The organism is Streptomyces sp. NPDC059861 (assembly GCF_042731435.1).
Taxonomy (GTDB): domain Bacteria; phylum Actinomycetota; class Actinomycetes; order Streptomycetales; family Streptomycetaceae; genus Streptomyces.
Genome location: NZ_JBHWJQ010000001.1, coordinates 358723 through 374436, shown reverse-complemented (window position 1 = coordinate 374436; position 15714 = coordinate 358723). Strand labels below are relative to the sequence as shown.

Genomic DNA, 15714 nt, shown 5'->3' with positions numbered 1-15714 from the left:
TCCCTTCTGAGCGCCCGTCCTCGTATGTCCCGTTTCATTGGGAGATGCAGGGCCGGATAGCGTACGGCCTATGCGCGCCGAGCCCCTCGCCCCACCACGGTCCGTAGTCGAACGAGGGGCGGCGCACGGTTACTGGGCCGGGCTGCTGCCCCTGCTGGCCGCACTGGCCTGCCTCACCCGTGTGCCCTCCTTCGCGCGGCCGCTGTGGAACCCCGACGAGGGCTATCTCGCCGTGCAGGCACGCCTGCTGGCGCACGGCGGGGAGCTGTACGAGACGGTCGTGGACCGCAAGCCGCCGCTGGTGCCGTGGCTGTACGAAGGGGCGTTCGCGCTCGCCGGCTCCGAGTCGCTCGCCCCGGTCCGGGTGCTGGCGGTGCTGGCGCAGCTGCTCACCGCCGTCCTGCTCGCCTCGCTCGCACGGCGGCGGTGGGGCGACCGCGCGGGCCGCACCGCCGGGGTGCTCTACCTGCTGGTGTCCGTCGGTCTGAACCCGCAGGACGCGCAGGCCGCCGGCTTCGAGGTGTTCGTGCTGCCCTGCACGGCCGCCGCCATGTGGTGCGCCGACCGGGGCCGCTGGGGCGCCGCGGGCACGGCCGTCGCCGCGGCCTTCCTCGCCAAGCAGACCGGGGCGGCCGTACTGCTGCCGGTGATCTGGCTCTACGTCCGAACGGGCGGCGGTCCGCGGGGCGGGCTGCCGTGGCTCGTGGCGGGGGCCGTCGTACCGGTGCTGGGCGCGGCGCTGGCCACCGACCCGGCCGGCTTCCTGTTCTGGACGGTGACAGGGTCGGCGGCGTACGCCTCCTTCACCGGCTCCGAACTGCACGTACTGACCCGGGGCCTGGCCAACACCGCCCTCGTGGCCGTCGGGTGCGCGGGCCTGCTGCCGCCGGTGGTTCGGGCGCTGCGGGTGACCCGCACCGGGGCGGGGGAGCTGTGGCTGTGGCTGGCCGCGTCGGCGGGGGCGGTACTGGCCGGGTTCCACTTCTTCGGCCACTACTACCTGCAACTCCTGCCGCCGCTGGCCCTGCTGGCGACGGCCGCCCTGCAGGTACTGCCCCGCGACCGCCTGGTGACCGCCGTTCTCACCTCGGCCCTCTGCTGCGGCCTCTTCCTCGCCTGGGGCCTGTTCGCGCCCCGCCCCGAACTCGACCACGTCCAGCGCCTGGCGGAGGCCACCGCCCGCCGCACCGAGCCCGGCGACCGCGTCCTCGTCTGGGGCATACACCCGGAGACGTACTGGCTGGCCGACCGCACCCCAGCCAGCCGCTTCCTCACGGCCGGTCTCCTCACCAACTACAGCGGCGGACGCGACGGCCCCCAGGTCGGCGAGAGGTACGGCGTCGAGGGTGCCTGGCCGACCTTCCGCGCCGAACTCGCCGCCCACGCCCCGGCCCTGATCGTGGACGACTCCCGCGGCAAGCCGTACGCGCCGGAGCGGGTGCCGAGCCTGCGGAAGGTGCTGGTGGCGGGATACGAGGAGGTGGGCGAAGTGGACGGAGCGGTGCTGTACGCGCGGGTCGCGAGGGGTGCGGGGAGGCCGTAGGGGGCCGAGGGGGAGGCCGTCGGGGGATGTCCCCGGTGCGGCCGTCGCGGGAGTGCGCGGCCGCGAGGGCCCGCCCTAGGGTCTCTGGTTCGGATCAGGTCGGCTGAGACCGACTGCGCCTTTCGGCCGACCCGAGCGCGTGCCGGCCCCCGCGACGCCGACATGATCCAAACGACAGGCCCTAGCGGTTCACCGACCGTGGTCCCGCCACCTCCGCGCCGAGTTCCGTGACCCGGCGCCTGAGTTCGCGGTCGGCCGTGACGACCAGGCACGGGCGGTCACCGGCCTCGCCGACCAGTTCGACCATGCGGTCGTCGCCGCTGCCGGGTGCCGCGTCCACGCGTACGCCCGGCACGGACTCCACGGCGCGGGCCGCGCCCTCCACCACCAGGACGATCTCCACGGGCTCCGCGTGCGCCGGCAGTCCGTCCGCCGCCAGCCGGTCGCGCAGGCGCTCGGCCGCGCCGTGCCGGTCACGCCACCAGCCGTCGGGTACCGAACCGACCACGTTCGCCGCGTCGACGATCACCAGGAGCGGGGCAGTCATGTCACCCAGGGTCCCACGAGCCGTCGACGGGAACCCGGGGATGCCCGATTAAAGTAGGAGCGTGTCAATGGTCCCTGCAGTCAACGGTGACTGGCTGATACGAGGCCGGGACGGGCGGCTCGGCGCCTACGCCCCGAGCGGCGAGGCCGTCCATTGCCGGGCCGAACGCCATCCGGGCGGCGACTGGCTGCCGCCCCGGAAGGCGGGCGGCGGGCAGCGGCTGCTGCCCGGCATCGCGGTCGGCCAGGGAGCCGACGGTTACGCGCACCTCGTCGCCTGGCGGCCCACGCCGAACGGCGAGGCGGGCCTCGTGCACTCCACGCACTTCCGCCCGCACCTCGCCCCGCTGGACTGGCTTCCGATCGGCCACCCCGACAAGAAGGGGGAGCGGACCGGGATGCCGGCCGTCGCCGTGGACGCCGAGGGGCGCGCCCACCTCTTCGTGCGCAACCGCGGCACGGGCGTGCAGACCACCAACCAGAAGGAGCGTGGCGGCTGGAACGGCTGGCATGACCTGAAGGGCTCCCGGGTGCACGAGGAACTCGTCGCGGTCACGGGGGAGTCGGGCCGGGTCGAGGTGTACGCCACCGACCCCGACGGCATCCTGCGCTGGTACCAGCAGGAGCCCGGCGCGCGTCCGGTCGCCGCCGACCCGTTGCCGGTGCCGGTGGCGCCGGGCTCACTGAGCGCGCTGCCGACGTCCAAGGAGCACACGACGCTGTTCTTCGCGGATGCCGGGGGCACGTTGTACGCCTGGCGTCCCGACGGCGACCCGGTCGCGCTGATCACGGCGGCCGGGCCGGGGCCGGTGGCGGTGCTGCGCTGTGCGCTGGACGGCCACGACTGCACCGTGCTCGCCCAGCGTTCGTCCTCGGGGCGGGTGGCCTTCGCGGCGTATCCCACCGAGCAGGAGGGGGCGGGCCTGTGGTGGACCGAGTCCGGGCCCCGGCTGCCGATGGGCTCGCGGGTCGCCCTGGCCGAGGACGCCGAGGGCCGCGTCGTCGCCGCGACGGCCACGCCGGACGGCGAACTGCGGGTGGCCCGGCAGAAGGACGAGCCCGGACTGGCGCTCGCGGCGTGGCAGGTGATCTGAGGACCGAGGACCGACGAGGTCACGCCGCCGGGCAGCCGCGGGCGTACACACGGCCGCGAGGTCGAGGGCATCGCGGCGGGCCCGCGCCGCCTGACAGCCGACGACTCGCTGCGCCGCGCCATGGGCGTCGCCGCGCTGCGCAACGCCGCCCGCTACGACCCGGCGGCGGTCGCCGGCCGGTACCTGGAGCTGTTCGAGCACGCCGCCCGCAGGCACGCCGCCGCCCACCGCGCCCCCGCCGGCCCTCGGAAGGGCGGCGCCGCCCGGCTCACCGTGCCCCGGTCTCCGTCGGCGCGGCCACCGTCGACGTCACCGCCGACGACGGCGGCTGAGTCGCTTCAGCGCCGAGGCCCCGGCGAGGGTTGTAAGCGCCGCCAGTTCGTGTGACAACGGCGGCACCCGCCGCACGGCCGCCCTCACCCCTCCGTCCTGGACGAACTCGGCGACGGCCGTCGGCAGGTGACCCTGTGACCGGCAAGGCGGCCCCCGTCCACCTCAAGGCCGGCATCCGTGCGCCGAGGGACCGGCGCCTGACGGACACAGGAAAGAGGGCCCCCGCCACGGCGGGGGCCCTCTTTCCTGTGTCAGGCGGTTACGCCGGGACGCTCGCGATCCCCTGCTCGAGGAACCGCTTGCCGGTCACCCGCTCGGAGACGCCCTCGCGGTCCAGGTACGGCGTGATGCCGCCCAGGTGGAAGGGCCAGCCGGCACCGGTGATCAGGCACAGGTCGATGTCCTGCGCCTCGGCGACGACACCCTCGTCGAGCATCAGCCCGATCTCCTGCGCCACCGCGTCCAGCACCCGGGCCCGCACCTGCTCCTCGGTGAGGACGGAGTCGCCCTGCTTCAGCAGCGCGGCGACCTCCGGGTCCAGCTCGGGCCTGCCGCTGTCGTAGACGTAGAAGCCGCGCTTGCCCGCCTCGACGACCGCCTTGAGGTTCGGGGAGACCGTGAAGCGGTCCGGGAACGCCCTGTTGAGGGTCTCCGAGACGTGCAGCCCGATCGCCGGGCCGACCAGCTCCAGCAGCACCAGCGGCGACATCGGCAGGCCCAGCGGCTCGATCGCCTTCTCCGCGACGTCGACCGGCGTGCCCTCGTCGATGACGTTCTGGATCTCGCCCATGAAGCGGGTCAGGATGCGGTTCACCACGAACGCCGGGGCGTCCTTGACGAGCACGGCCGTCTTCTTCAGCTTCTTGGCGACGGCGAACGCCGTGGCCAGCGAGGCGTCGTCGGTCTGCTCGCCGCGGACGATCTCCAGCAGCGGCAGCACCGCGACCGGGTTGAAGAAGTGGAAGCCGACGACCCGCTCGGGGTTCTTCAGCTTCGCGGCCATCTCCGAGACGGACAGCGAGGAGGTGTTGGTGGCGAAGATCGCGTGCGCCGGGGCGACCGCCTCGACCTCCGCGAACACCTTCTGCTTGACACCCATCTCCTCGAACACGGCCTCGATGATGAAGTCCGCGTCCGCGAAGCCCTCGGCCTTGTCCAGGACACCGGTCACCAGCGCCTTGAGGCGGTTGGCCTTGTCCTGGTTGATCCGGCCCTTGCCGAGCAGCTTGTCGATCTCGGCGTGGACGTAGCCCACACCCTTGTCGACGCGCTCCTGGTCGATGTCGGTCAGCACGACCGGCACCTCCAGGCGGCGCAGGAACAGCAGCGCGAGCTGCGAGGCCATCAGACCGGCGCCGACGACGCCGACCTTGGTGACCGGACGCGCCAGGTTCTTGTCCGGGGCGCCCGCCGGACGCTTGCCGCGCTTCTGCACCAGGTTGAAGGCGTAGATGCCGGCGCGCAGCTCGCCACCCATGATCAGGTCGGCGAGCGCCTTGTCCTCGGCGTCGTAGCCCTGCTGCAGGTCGCCGTTCTTGGCGGCGGCGACGATGTCGAGCGCGCGGTAGGCGGCCGGGGCGGCGCCGTGCACCTTGCCGTCGGCGATGAAGCGGCCCTTGGCGACGGCCTGGTCCCAGGCCTCGCCACGGTCGATCACCGGACGCTCGATCTGGATCTCGCCCTTGAGGACGGACGCCGTCCAGATGAGCGACTGCTCCAGGAAGTCGGCGCCCTCGAAGATCGCGTCGGCGATCCCGAGCTCGTAGACCTGCTTGCCCTTGAGCTGCTTGTTCTGGTTGAGGCTGTTCTCGACGATCACCGAGACGGCCTTGTCGGCACCGATCAGGTTCGGCAGCAGGGTGCAGCCGCCCCAGCCGGGGACCAGGCCGAGGAAGACCTCGGGGAGCGAGAAGGCGGGGATGGCCGCGGACACCGTGCGGTAGGTGCAGTGCAGGCCGACCTCGACGCCGCCGCCCATCGCGGCGCCGTTGTAGTACGCGAACGTCGGCACGGCGAGGCCGGACAGACGCTTGAAGACGTCGTGGCCGCCCTTGCCGATGGCGTGGGCGTGGTCCCACTCCTTCAGCAGCTCGACGCCCTTGAGGTCGGCGCCGACGGCGAAGATGAACGGCTTGCCGGTGATGCCGACGCCGACGATCTCGCCGTCCGCGGCCTCCTTCTCGACCTGGTCGACGGCGGCGTTCAGGTTCGCCAGCGACTGCGGGCCGAAGGTGGTCGGCTTGGTGTGGTCCAGGCCGTTGTCCAGGGTGATCAGGGCGAAGCGCCCGGCACCCAGGGGGAGGTCGAAGTGACGTACGTGCGCGCTGGTGACGACCTCGTCCGGGAACAGGGTCGAGGCCTGCTGCAGAAGCTCGGCGGTGGTGCTCACTTGTCCCCCTCGAAGTGCGGGTTCTCCCAGATGACCGTCGCGCCCATGCCGAAGCCGACGCACATGGTGGTCAGGCCGTAGCGGACGTGCGGCTGCTCCTCGAACTGGCGGGCCAGCTGCGTCATCAGACGGACGCCGGAGGAGGCCAGCGGGTGGCCGAACGCGATGGCGCCGCCGTACTGGTTGACGCGCGCGTCGTCGTCGGCGATGCCGTAGTGGTCCAGGAAGGCCAGGACCTGGACGGCGAAGGCCTCGTTGATCTCGAAGAGGTTGATGTCGTCGATCGACAGGCCCGCCTTGGCGAGGGCCTTCTCGGTGGCCGGGATCGGGCCGTAGCCCATGACCTCCGGCTCGACGCCCGCGAAGGCGTACGAGACGAGGCGCATCTTGACCGGCAGGTCGTGCTCGCGGGCGAAGTCCTCGCTCGCGATGATCGACGCGGTGGCGCCGTCGTTCAGACCGGCCGCGTTGCCCGCGGTGACCCGGCCGTGCACGCGGAAGGGGGTCTTCAGACCGGCCAGGCTCTCCAGGGTCGTCCCCGGGCGCATCGGCTCGTCGGCGGTGACCAGGCCCCAGCCCGTCTCTCCGGCCTCGGCGTTGGTGCGGCGCACCGAGATCGGCACCAGGTCGGCCTGGATCTTGCCGTTGGCGTACGCCTTGGCGGCCTTCTCCTGGGAGCGCACGGCGTACTCGTCGGCGCGCTGCTTCGTGATGTGCGGGTAGCGGTCGTGCAGGTTCTCCGCGGTCATGCCCATGAACAGCGCGGACTCGTCGACCAGCTTCTCGCTCACGAACCGCGGGTTGGGGTCCACGCCCTCGCCCATCGGGTGGCGGCCCATGTGCTCGACACCACCGGCGATGACGGCGTCGTACGCGCCGAAGGCGATCGAACCGGCCGTGGTGGTCACGGCGGTCAGGGCGCCCGCGCACATGCGGTCGATCGAGTAGCCGGGCACCGACTGCGGCAGGCCCGCGAGGATGCCGGCGGTGCGGCCGATGGTCAGGCCTTGGTCACCGATCTGCGTGGTCGCGGCGATGGCGACCTCGTCGATCTCCTTGGGGTCCAGGCCGGGGTTGCGGCGCAGCAGCTCCCGGATCGCCTTCACGACGAGGTCGTCGGCGCGGGTCTCGTGGTAGATGCCCTTCGGGCCCGCCTTGCCGAACGGGGTGCGGACGCCGTCTACGAAGACGACGTCCCTGACGGTACGAGGCACGATGGCTCTCCTCCAGGGTGCGGGATGGCACTGCTGCGATGCGCTTCGCTGAGCGCGCGCTCAGGCCCATGCTACTTGTGGGTAACGTAGCTGCCCAGTCCCCCCGGGGCGAGCGGCGAACGTCACACCGCTCACCGGGACGCCCGAACGGGGGATGGCTGAATATCGACGCGGCGACCCACACCCTCCAGGGGCGTGAGGAACTGCGCGAACAGCCCTGACGGCCCGCAGCCGCCGCACATCGGACGGTACGACGGCGCTCAGGCGCCCTTCGCGGCCAGCAGCGCACCCACCAGCACCGGCGTCACCAGCTCCACCTGCCACTGACGCGCCCCGTACCCGGCCAGCGCCGCCCGCACGGACTCCGTGTCGGCCACCGCCGGCGGCTCCCAGCACACCCGCCGCACGGTGTCCGGCGCGATCAGGTTCTCCTGCGGCAGACCGAGCTCCTCGGCCAGCGCGGAGACGCCCGCGCGGGCCGCCGACAGCCGCGCGGCCGCCGCCGGGTCCTTGTCGGCCCACGCCCTGGGCGGCGGAGGCCCCGCGACCGGCTGCCCCGGCTGCGGCAGCTGCGCCTCGGGCAGCGCCTTCGCGCGGTCCACCGCCACCTGCCACTGCTCCAGCTGACGCCGGCCCATCCGGTGCCCGAACCCGTTCAGCGCCGAGAGCGCGTGCACCGTGGCCGGCAGGGCGAGCGCGGCCTCGACGATCGCCGCGTCCGACAGCACCTTGCCGGGCGAGATGTCCCTGCGCTGCGCGATCCGGTCCCGGGTCTGCCACAGCTCCCGTACCACCGCGAGCTGCCGCCGCCGGCGCACCTTGTGCATCCCGGACGTACGGCGCCAGGGGTCCTTGCGGGGCTCCGGCGGCGGCGCGGCCGCGATCGCCTCGAACTCCTGCCGGGCCCACTCCAGCTTGCCCTGCCGGTCCAGCTCCTTCTCCAGCGCGTCCCGCAGGTCGACGAGCAGCTCGACGTCGAGCGCCGCGTACCGCAGCCAGGGCTCGGGGAGCGGGCGGGTGGACCAGTCGACGGCGGAGTGGCCCTTCTCCAGGACGAACCCGAGCACGCTCTCGACCATGGCGCCGAGGCCGACCCGCGGGAAGCCGGAGATCCGCCCGGCCAGCTCGGTGTCGAACAGCCGCGTCGGCACCATGCCTATCTCCCGCAGGCAGGGCAGATCCTGGGTGGCGGCGTGCAGCACCCACTCCACGCCGGACAGCGCGTCACCGAGCGCCGACAGGTCGGGGCAGGCGACGGGGTCGATCAGCGCGGAGCCCGCGCCCTGGCGGCGCAGCTGCACGAGGTACGCGCGCTGTCCGTAGCGGTAGCCGGAGGCGCGCTCGGCGTCCACGGCGACAGGTCCGGAGCCCGCGGCGAAGGCGGCGATCATCTCGGCGAGGGCGGCTTCGTCCGCGATCACGGGCGGAATGCCCTCACGCGGCTCCAGCAGAGGGATCGGCGCCTCCGTAACAGAAGATCCGCCGTCTTCCGGAGGAGCGCCCCCGGTGGTTCGCAGTGAACTGTCTGCTGCGGTTTCTTGGGCGTCGGTCACCTGTCAAGGGTATCCGTGTATCGACGGCGCCCGCCGACGGAACGTTCCGTCGACGGGCGCAAGAGGGTCGCAAACCAGTCAGGTCCAGGTGGGTTCCCGGTCACGACCGAGGGGAGACGCGGCAGGGCCTCTGCGGCTCGATCCCGTTCACGTCAGGGAATGCCGAGGTGATCCGGCGAATGGGTGGCTCAGGGAAAGGCCGCTCGGGGAGGGGTTCGGGGAGGGACGGCGAAATGCGGCGGAGCGAGAGCGGGGGACGCGGGGAAGCGGGGAAGCGAAGGAGTGGCGGGCTGTGATCAGTGGATGATGCCGGTGCGCAGGGCCACGGCGACCATCCCGGCGCGGTCACCCGTGCCGAGCTTGCGGGCGATGCGGGCCAGGTGGCTCTTGACGGTCAGTGCGGACAGGCCCATCGAGACGCCGATCGCCTTGTTCGACTGGCCTTCGGCGACCAGGCGCAGCACCTCGACCTCGCGGCCGGAGAGCTCGCGGTAGCCACCCGGGTGACTCGGGGCACCCGGGGGGCGGCGGTGCAGACGGGCGGCGGCCGCGCCGATGGGGGCGGCGCCCGGCCGGGTGGGGAGCCCGACGTTGGTGCGGGTGCCGGTGACGACGTAGCCCTTCACACCGCCCGCGAGGGCGTTGCGCACGGCGCCGATGTCGTCGGCGGCCGACAGGGCGAGGCCGTTGGGCCAGCCCGCGGCGCGGGTCTCCGACAGCAGCGTCAGGCCGGAACCGTCCGGCAGGTGGACGTCGGCGACGCAGATGTCGCGGGGGTTGCCGATGCGGGGACGAGCCTCGGCGATGGAGGAGGCCTCGATGACATCGCGCACACCGAGCGCCCACAGATGGCGGGTGACGGTGGAGCGGACGCGGGGGTCGGCCACGACCACCATCGCGGTCGGCTTGTTCGGGCGGTAGGCGACCAGGCTTGCGGGCTGCTCAAGGAGAACGGACACCAGGCCTCCTGGGTGCGGGACGGGGTCGGCTCGTGGGGGGTGAAGCCGGGACGAACCGTGCTTTCAAGGTCACAGTCGTCTTCGGCATCAAACCGGTCCGCCTTTAGAGAATGATCACGATCTGGTGAGTAACAATCCGAGCAATTCGGACACGCGAGCGATCACCCGAAGATCGAACGGTTTCGGTTCGATTCGTTGTCCGGTCGAAAGTGGCCGTATCGACAAAGAGATCCGCCCGAATGGGTGCATGGGTGTTTACCCGGCCCGCTTTCGGTGAGCAGGGTGCGGGAAAGGGCCCTGAAGGACCGGAATTGGCGGAATCGGGCCGGAATCCGGAGAAGGGGAATTGCCGTTCGCGCGCCGCCGGTCAGCGGGCCTGCGGGTCGCGCCGTTGCGGCAGGGTCACCACGGACGCGTCGCCCGGGCCCGCCGGCGGCAGCCCCGCGACCTGGGCCAGCAGATCGCACCAGGAGGCGAGATGGGCCCCCGTGTCCGGTACACCGCCCAGACCCTCCCGGGGCGTCCAGGAGGCCCGGATCTCGATCTGCGACGCGGCGGGACGCGCGGACAGCCCGCCGAAGTAGTGCGAACTCGCGCGCGTGACGGTGCCGCTGGGCTCGCCGTACGTCAGACCGCGCGCCTGGAGCGCTCCGGTCAGCCAGCTCCAGCACACCTCGGGCAGCAGCGGGTCGGCGGCCATCTCCGGTTCCAGCTCGGCCCGCACCAGCGTCACCAGCCGGAAGGTGCCGCGCCAGGCGTCGTGTCCCGCCGGGTCGTGCAGCAGCACCAGCCGGCCGTCGGCCAGGTCCTGGTCACCGTCGACGACGGTGGCCTCCAGCGCGTACGCGTGCGGGGCCAGTCGCTGAGGGGCCCGGGTGGACTCGACCTCGATCTGCGGCCGCAGCCGCGCGGAGCGCAGCGCCTCGACGGCAGCCCGGAAAGGCGGCGGAGCAGTGTCGCCCGTATGCAGGTCCCCCTCCTTCGGGTCGTCCATTCCGCCAGCGTCGTCCGACAGTCGTCCCTGAGCCGCAGCCATGCGGTGCAGATTAAGGGGAACGGACGCCCGGTGCAGGCTAGACACCCCGCCCGGCGGTACCGGGACGCCGGGTCCTGCCACTAGAGGACCCCTCGCCGGGCCCTGGACCCCCGCCCTGCCCCTTCGACCGCCGTGCGAAACTTTCCCCGTGAGTGCCAACGAAAGCCCCACGGGCCAGCAGCCGACAGCGACGTATGACTCCGCCTTCCTCAGGGCGTGCAGGCGCGAGCCCGTGCCGCACACCCCGGTGTGGTTCATGCGGCAGGCCGGGCGCTCGCTGCCCGAGTACCGCAAGGTGCGCGAGGGCATCCCCATGCTGGAGTCGTGCATGCGGCCGGAGCTGGTCACCGAGATCACCCTCCAGCCGGTGCGCCGGCACAACGTGGACGCGGCGATCTACTTCAGCGACATCGTCGTCCCCCTCAAGGCCATCGGCGTCGACCTCGACATCAAGCCCGGTGTCGGCCCGGTCGTCGAGCGCCCGATCCGCACCCGCGCCGGCCTCGCACAGCTGCGCGACCTGACCCCCGAGGACGTCTTCTACGTCACGGAGGCGATCGGCCTGCTGACCGCCGAGCTCGGCGAGACGCCGCTGATCGGTTTCGCGGGCGCCCCGTTCACCCTCGCGAGTTACCTCGTCGAGGGCGGCCCGTCCCGCACGTACGAGAACGCCAAGGCGATGATGTACGGCGACCCGCAGCTGTGGGCCGACCTGCTCGACCGCCTCGCGGACATCACGGCCGCCTTCCTCAAGGTGCAGATCGAGGCGGGCGCGAGCGCTGTCCAGCTCTTCGACTCCTGGGCCGGCGCCCTCGCGCCCGCCGACTACCGGCGCTCCGTCCTGCCCGCCTCCTCGAAGGTGTTCCGCGCGGTCGAGGCGTACGGCGTCCCGCGCATCCACTTCGGCGTCGGCACCGGCGAACTGCTCGGCCTGATGGGAGAGGCCGGCGCGGACGTCGTCGGCGTCGACTGGCGCGTCCCCCTCGACGAGGCCGCCCGCCGCGTCGGCCCCGGCAAGGCCCTGCAGGGCAACATCGACCCCACGGTCCTCTTCGCCACCCAGGAGGCCGTCGAGGCCAAGGCCCGCGAGGTCCTGGACACGGCGACGGGCCTGGAGGGCCACATCTTCAACCTCGGCCACGGCGTCATGCCGTCCACCGACCCGGACGCCCTGACCCGCCTCGTCGAGTACGTCCACACGCGGACCGCCCGCTGAGCCGACGGCTCACCACGTCTGCCGGGGCCGCGCCCTTCTGCCGAAGAGCAGGCCGCGTGGTTCCGGTGGCGGTGGTGTGCCGGGCTTCAGGGGCCAGGCGAGGAGCATGCCGGCGAGGAAGCCGACGATGTGCGCCGCGTACGCCACGGTGCCCGCGTCGGAGACTCCCTCGCCGGAGGAGTACACCGCCTGGAGCACGAACCAGAAGCCCAGCACCATCCAGGCCGGCAACCGCAGCGGCAGGAAGATCAGGAACGGGACGAGCACCCACACCCTGGCCTTCGGATACAGCACCAGATAGGCGCCGAGCACACCGGCGATCGCCCCTGAGGCACCGATCAGCGGCTCCGCGGAGTCGGCGTTGAGGACCGAGAAGCCGTACGACGCCGCGTAGCCGCAGACGGCGTAGAACAGGGTGAAGCGCACATGCCCCATGCGGTCCTCGACGTTGTTGCCGAAGATCAGCAGGAAGAGCATGTTGCCCAGCAGATGCAGCCAGCTGCCGTGCAGGAACATCGCCGTGAGCACGCTCAGTTCGGGCGATTTCTCGTAGGCCGGCGGGCCCACCACGCAGCCCGGCCCCTGCGGGCCGACCGCGGTGTCGCCGGTGGGCACCAGTTGGGGAAGCTGATGGTGGATCAGCTCCTGGGGCACCGCCGCGTACCGGTCCAGGAACGCCTGGAGATGGCACAGTTGCGCCAGGCTGCTGTCACCCGCCACCGAACCGGCGAGGCCGGGCGTGAACAGGAACACGACGACGTTCGCCGCGATCAGCGCGTACGTCACCCACGGCGTGCGGCGCACGGGGTTGACGTCATGGACGGGGATCACCACAAGGAAGTACTGCCCTCGATGGGCCCGCCGAATCGGTGAACGCGGCCGCCCGGGCGCGCGTATCTCCTCTCGACCGGCCGCGGCACGGCGAGGCGCGTCGCGGGACGACGTGAGGAACAGGCGATGAACGACCGAGTTACTCCTGCGATGCAGGCCACCCCCGACGGCGAGGCACAGCTCGCACTGGTGGTCCACCTCCCCTGGGAGGACGTCGCCCGGCTCGGCCAGGAGGCCGGCCGCATGGCGGCGCAGTTGCAGCGGCCGGTGACCCTGGACGAAGCGGTCAGCAACCGGCTGCGGTCCGTCTCCCCGGGCGCGCACGCGAAGCCGGCGGGTGCGCAGCCCACGGCCATGCCGGCGTCGTCGGCCGCCTCGGTTTCCTCGCTGCCGTCCCGCCCTCCGGGGGAGCAGGCGCGGCAGGCGATCGACCGCATCAACGGGACGGCGTAGCCGCGGCTTCTAGGACGACCCCCGGATCCTCCCAGCGGCCTTGCGCGCGGCCACCAGCACGGGATCCCACACCGGTGAGAACGGCGGCGCGTACCCCAGGTCCAGTGCCGTCATCTGCTCCACCGTCATCCCGGCCGTGAGCGCCACCGCCGCGATGTCCACCCGCTTGCCCGCTCCCTCCCGGCCGACGATCTGCACGCCGAGCAGCCGCCCCGTGCGGCGCTCGGCGAGCATCTTCACGGTCATGGGGGAGGCCCCGGGGTAGTACCCGGCCCGGCTGCTGGACTCGATCGTCACCGCCTCGAAGCGCAGACCCACCCGCAGCGCGTCCTTCTCCCGCAGCCCGGTCCGGGCGATCTCCAGGTCGCACACCTTGCTCACCGCGGTGCCGACCACACCGGGAAACGTCGCGTACCCGCCTCCCGCATTCATGCCGATGACCTGGCCGTGCTTGTTGGCATGCGTGCCGAGGGCGATGTGCCGTTCCCGCCCGGCGACCAGGTCGAGCACCTCCACGCAGTCCCCGCCGGCCCAGATGTTCTCGTGGCCGCGCACGCGCATCGCCAGATCGGTCAGCAGCCCGCCGTGCTCTCCGAGGGGCAGCCCGGCCGCCTTCGCCAGCGTCGTCTCGGGGCGGACGCCGATGCCCAGCACGACCACGTCCGCCGGGTGTTCGGCGTCCTCCGTGGCCACCGCCCGCACCCGGCCGTCGTCACCGGTGAGGATCTTGGTGACCTCGGTGTCGTCGACCATGGTGATGCCCATGCCCTCCATGGCCTCGCGCACCAGCCGCCCCATGTCGGGGTCGAGCGTGGACATCGGCGCGGCGCCCCGGTTGACGACCGTCACCTCGTAGCCGCGGTTGATCAGCGCCTCGGCCATCTCGACCCCGATGTAGCCCGCTCCGACGACCACGGCACGTCTGCCACGCGCGCGTGTGAGGGTGTCGAGGAGTTCCTGACCGTCGTCGAGGGTCTGCACCCCGTGCACGCCGGGGGCGTCGACGCCGGGCATGTCCGGGCGGATCGGCCGGGCACCGGTGGCGATCACGAGTTTGTCGTACGGCGTCCAGGACTCGGCCCCGGAGTCGACGTCCCGCGCGCGTACCCGCGACCCGCGGACGTCGATCTCCACGACCTCCGTGCGCAGCCGCAGGTCGATGTCGCGCGAGCGGTGCTCCTCGGGGGTACGGGCGATCAGCTCGTCGCGCTCGGAGACCTGGCCGCCCACCCAGTACGGGATGCCGCACGCGGAGTACGAGGTGAAGTGGCCGCGTTCGAAGGCCACGATCTCGAGGTCGTCGGGCCCCTTCAGCCGTCGGGCCTGGGACGCCGCGGACATCCCCGCGGCGTCCCCGCCGATCACGACCAGTCGTTCTCTCGCACCGCTCACACCGCTCACGCTCATGCGAACACGCTACGGCCACGGGGAACGTCAGTCCTGCTCGCCCCGCTCCTGGGAAGCACCACGCCCGGGACCGGACACGGCACCCGTGGCGGGCTCCGCCGCCTGCCGGGCCGCCGGCAGCGGTCCCGGCGCGGCGGTCCCCGACGCCGTGGCGGGCCGGCGCGCCCTGCGGGGCCGTACGACACGCAGCCAGACGAGGGCGAGCAGCGCCGCCGACGCCGCGAAGGGCAGCACCGCGCCCAGGGCGACCACGATCCAGCGCAGCATCGTCACGAAGGCGTCCCAGCCGCCCGCCAGCGCGTCGGCGAACCCGGGGTCCTCGTCCTCCTTCGGTGCCTTCGCCACCGGCGTCTCGGACAGCGACAAGGTGATGGTGGACAGGCTCGTGCGGTCCTTCAGGGACGCCTGCTGGGCGAGCAGCGACTCCAGGTCGGCCTGGCGGCCGCTCAGCTCGCCCTCCAGCTCCACCACGTCGCTCAGCCGGGTCGCCCGGTCCATCAGCTCGCGGATCCGGGCGACGCTGGCGCGCTGGGTCTTGATACGGCTCTCCACGTCGACGACCTGGTCGGTGACGTCCGTCGCCTTCGCGGTGCGGTCGAGGAGCTTGCCCGCGCCCTCCAGCTCGGTCAGGACGTCCTCGTACCGCGCGACGGGCACCCGCAGGACGACGCGGGTGCGCTCGTTACCGTGCTCGTCCCGGGTGGTCGTCTCGCTGCCCACGAAGCCGCCCGCGGTCTCGGCGGTCGTACGGGCCTCGTCCAGGGCCTTCGGCACGTCCTTGACCTGCACGGTCAGGGACGCGGTGCGGATGATGTGGTTCATCGGGAGCCGAGGCGCGGCCGGGGGCTTCTCCGCGCCCGGCCGGCTGTCGCTGCCGTAGGCGCCCTCCGGCGCGCCGGGCCCGACGGCCGCCTCGTCCCGGGCGGCGGCCGCGTCGCCCCGGGAGTCGGAGGAGATGCCCGCCTCACCGCTGCACCCCGTCAGCGCGAGGGCGGTGACCAGCAGGAGGCCGGCCAGAGCCGGGACAGGGCGTGCGGCGAGGTGGTGTGCGGTACGTGGTGCGCGCATGTGAGCGAAACCCCCGAGGGTCGTGGCAACTGACGCTCCTTCGACGCCGGGACGGGCCGGGACGTTGGATCC

General features: G+C 72.6%; 13 protein-coding genes. 4 read left to right on the top strand and 9 right to left on the bottom strand.

Annotation, left to right across the window (positions count from 1 at the left end; all coding sequences use genetic code 11):
* Positions 1-70: 70 nt before the first annotated feature.
* The gene (locus ACFV6X_RS01630; RefSeq protein ID WP_385376008.1) at positions 71-1543 is read left to right on the top strand and encodes an ArnT family glycosyltransferase; all 1473 of its coding nucleotides are present in this window, start codon (positions 71-73) and stop codon (positions 1541-1543) included.
* A gap of 181 nt (positions 1544-1724) precedes the next feature.
* On the opposite strand, the gene ACFV6X_RS01625 is transcribed toward ACFV6X_RS01630, so the two are convergent.
* A complete protein-coding gene (locus tag ACFV6X_RS01625) occupies positions 1725-2090 on the bottom strand; it encodes an NTP pyrophosphohydrolase (RefSeq protein WP_385376006.1) in 366 nt (121 codons plus the stop codon).
* A 67-nt stretch (positions 2091-2157) separates the two neighbouring features.
* Here ACFV6X_RS01625 and ACFV6X_RS01620 point away from each other — a divergent pair, with 67 nt between their 5' ends.
* On the top strand, positions 2158-3183 hold the full coding sequence (locus tag ACFV6X_RS01620) for a hypothetical protein (RefSeq protein WP_385376003.1): 1026 nt from the start codon (positions 2158-2160) through the stop codon (positions 3181-3183).
* Between the two features lie 592 nt (positions 3184-3775).
* On the opposite strand, the gene ACFV6X_RS01615 is transcribed toward ACFV6X_RS01620, so the two are convergent.
* From ACFV6X_RS01615 to ACFV6X_RS01595, 5 genes are all read right to left on the bottom strand, one after another.
* Positions 3776-5905, bottom strand: coding sequence for a 3-hydroxyacyl-CoA dehydrogenase NAD-binding domain-containing protein (locus ACFV6X_RS01615; RefSeq protein ID WP_385376000.1), 2130 nt, complete (start codon positions 5903-5905; stop codon positions 3776-3778).
* On the bottom strand, positions 5902-7119 hold the full coding sequence (locus tag ACFV6X_RS01610) for a thiolase family protein (protein WP_385375997.1): 1218 nt from the start codon (positions 7117-7119) through the stop codon (positions 5902-5904). Before ACFV6X_RS01610 ends, ACFV6X_RS01615 begins: the two co-directional genes overlap by 4 nt.
* Before the next feature lie 260 nt (positions 7120-7379).
* On the bottom strand, positions 7380-8672 hold the full coding sequence (locus ACFV6X_RS01605) for an HRDC domain-containing protein (protein ID WP_385375995.1): 1293 nt from the start codon (positions 8670-8672) through the stop codon (positions 7380-7382).
* A 296-nt stretch (positions 8673-8968) separates the two neighbouring features.
* Positions 8969-9631, bottom strand: a complete 663-nt coding sequence (locus ACFV6X_RS01600; RefSeq protein ID WP_003993737.1) for a response regulator transcription factor — start codon at positions 9629-9631, stop codon at positions 8969-8971.
* Between the two features lie 367 nt (positions 9632-9998).
* Complete coding sequence (locus ACFV6X_RS01595; RefSeq protein WP_385375992.1) at positions 9999-10625, bottom strand: DUF3000 domain-containing protein; 627 nt, start codon at positions 10623-10625, stop codon at positions 9999-10001.
* A 190-nt stretch (positions 10626-10815) separates the two neighbouring features.
* On the opposite strand from ACFV6X_RS01595, the gene hemE reads away from it, so the two are divergent.
* Entirely contained in the window at positions 10816-11883 is a 1068-nt protein-coding gene (gene hemE, locus ACFV6X_RS01590; protein WP_385375989.1) for a uroporphyrinogen decarboxylase, read from the top strand.
* Positions 11884-11892: 9 nt separating this feature from the next.
* Here hemE and ACFV6X_RS01585 read toward each other — a convergent pair whose 3' ends face one another.
* The gene (locus tag ACFV6X_RS01585) at positions 11893-12717 is read right to left on the bottom strand and encodes a rhomboid family intramembrane serine protease (RefSeq protein WP_385375986.1); all 825 of its coding nucleotides are present in this window, start codon (positions 12715-12717) and stop codon (positions 11893-11895) included.
* Positions 12718-12840: 123 nt separating this feature from the next.
* Here ACFV6X_RS01585 and ACFV6X_RS01580 point away from each other — a divergent pair, with 123 nt between their 5' ends.
* Complete coding sequence (locus ACFV6X_RS01580) at positions 12841-13167, top strand: hypothetical protein (protein WP_365446493.1); 327 nt, start codon at positions 12841-12843, stop codon at positions 13165-13167.
* A gap of 9 nt (positions 13168-13176) precedes the next feature.
* Here the strand turns inward: ACFV6X_RS01580 and ACFV6X_RS01575 are convergent, their stop codons facing one another.
* Together ACFV6X_RS01575 and ACFV6X_RS01570 are read right to left on the bottom strand one after the other, a co-directional pair.
* On the bottom strand, positions 13177-14574 hold the full coding sequence (locus tag ACFV6X_RS01575) for an FAD-dependent oxidoreductase (protein WP_385375983.1): 1398 nt from the start codon (positions 14572-14574) through the stop codon (positions 13177-13179).
* 27 nt (positions 14575-14601) lie between these two features.
* Positions 14602-15642: a DUF4349 domain-containing protein gene (locus ACFV6X_RS01570; protein ID WP_385375980.1), complete on the bottom strand. Its 1041-nt coding sequence runs from the start codon at positions 15640-15642 to the stop codon at positions 14602-14604.
* Between the last annotated feature and the right edge of the window lie 72 nt (positions 15643-15714).

What these genes read in the sequence shown, in the direction of transcription:
- ACFV6X_RS01630 (WP_385376008.1), top strand. Translation starts at nt 71, where the DNA reads ATGCGCGCCGAGCCCCTCGCCCCACCACGGTCCGTAGTCGAACGAGGG.
- ACFV6X_RS01625 (WP_385376006.1), bottom strand. Translation starts at nt 2,090, where the DNA reads ATGACTGCCCCGCTCCTGGTGATCGTCGACGCGGCGAACGTGGTCGGT.
- ACFV6X_RS01620 (WP_385376003.1), top strand. Translation starts at nt 2,158, where the DNA reads ATGGTCCCTGCAGTCAACGGTGACTGGCTGATACGAGGCCGGGACGGG.
- ACFV6X_RS01595 (WP_385375992.1), bottom strand. Translation starts at nt 10,625, where the DNA reads ATGGACGACCCGAAGGAGGGGGACCTGCATACGGGCGACACTGCTCCG.
- ACFV6X_RS01580 (WP_365446493.1), top strand. Translation starts at nt 12,841, where the DNA reads ATGAACGACCGAGTTACTCCTGCGATGCAGGCCACCCCCGACGGCGAG.
- ACFV6X_RS01575 (WP_385375983.1), bottom strand. Translation starts at nt 14,574, where the DNA reads ATGAGCGTGAGCGGTGTGAGCGGTGCGAGAGAACGACTGGTCGTGATC.
- ACFV6X_RS01570 (WP_385375980.1), bottom strand. Translation starts at nt 15,642, where the DNA reads ATGCGCGCACCACGTACCGCACACCACCTCGCCGCACGCCCTGTCCCG.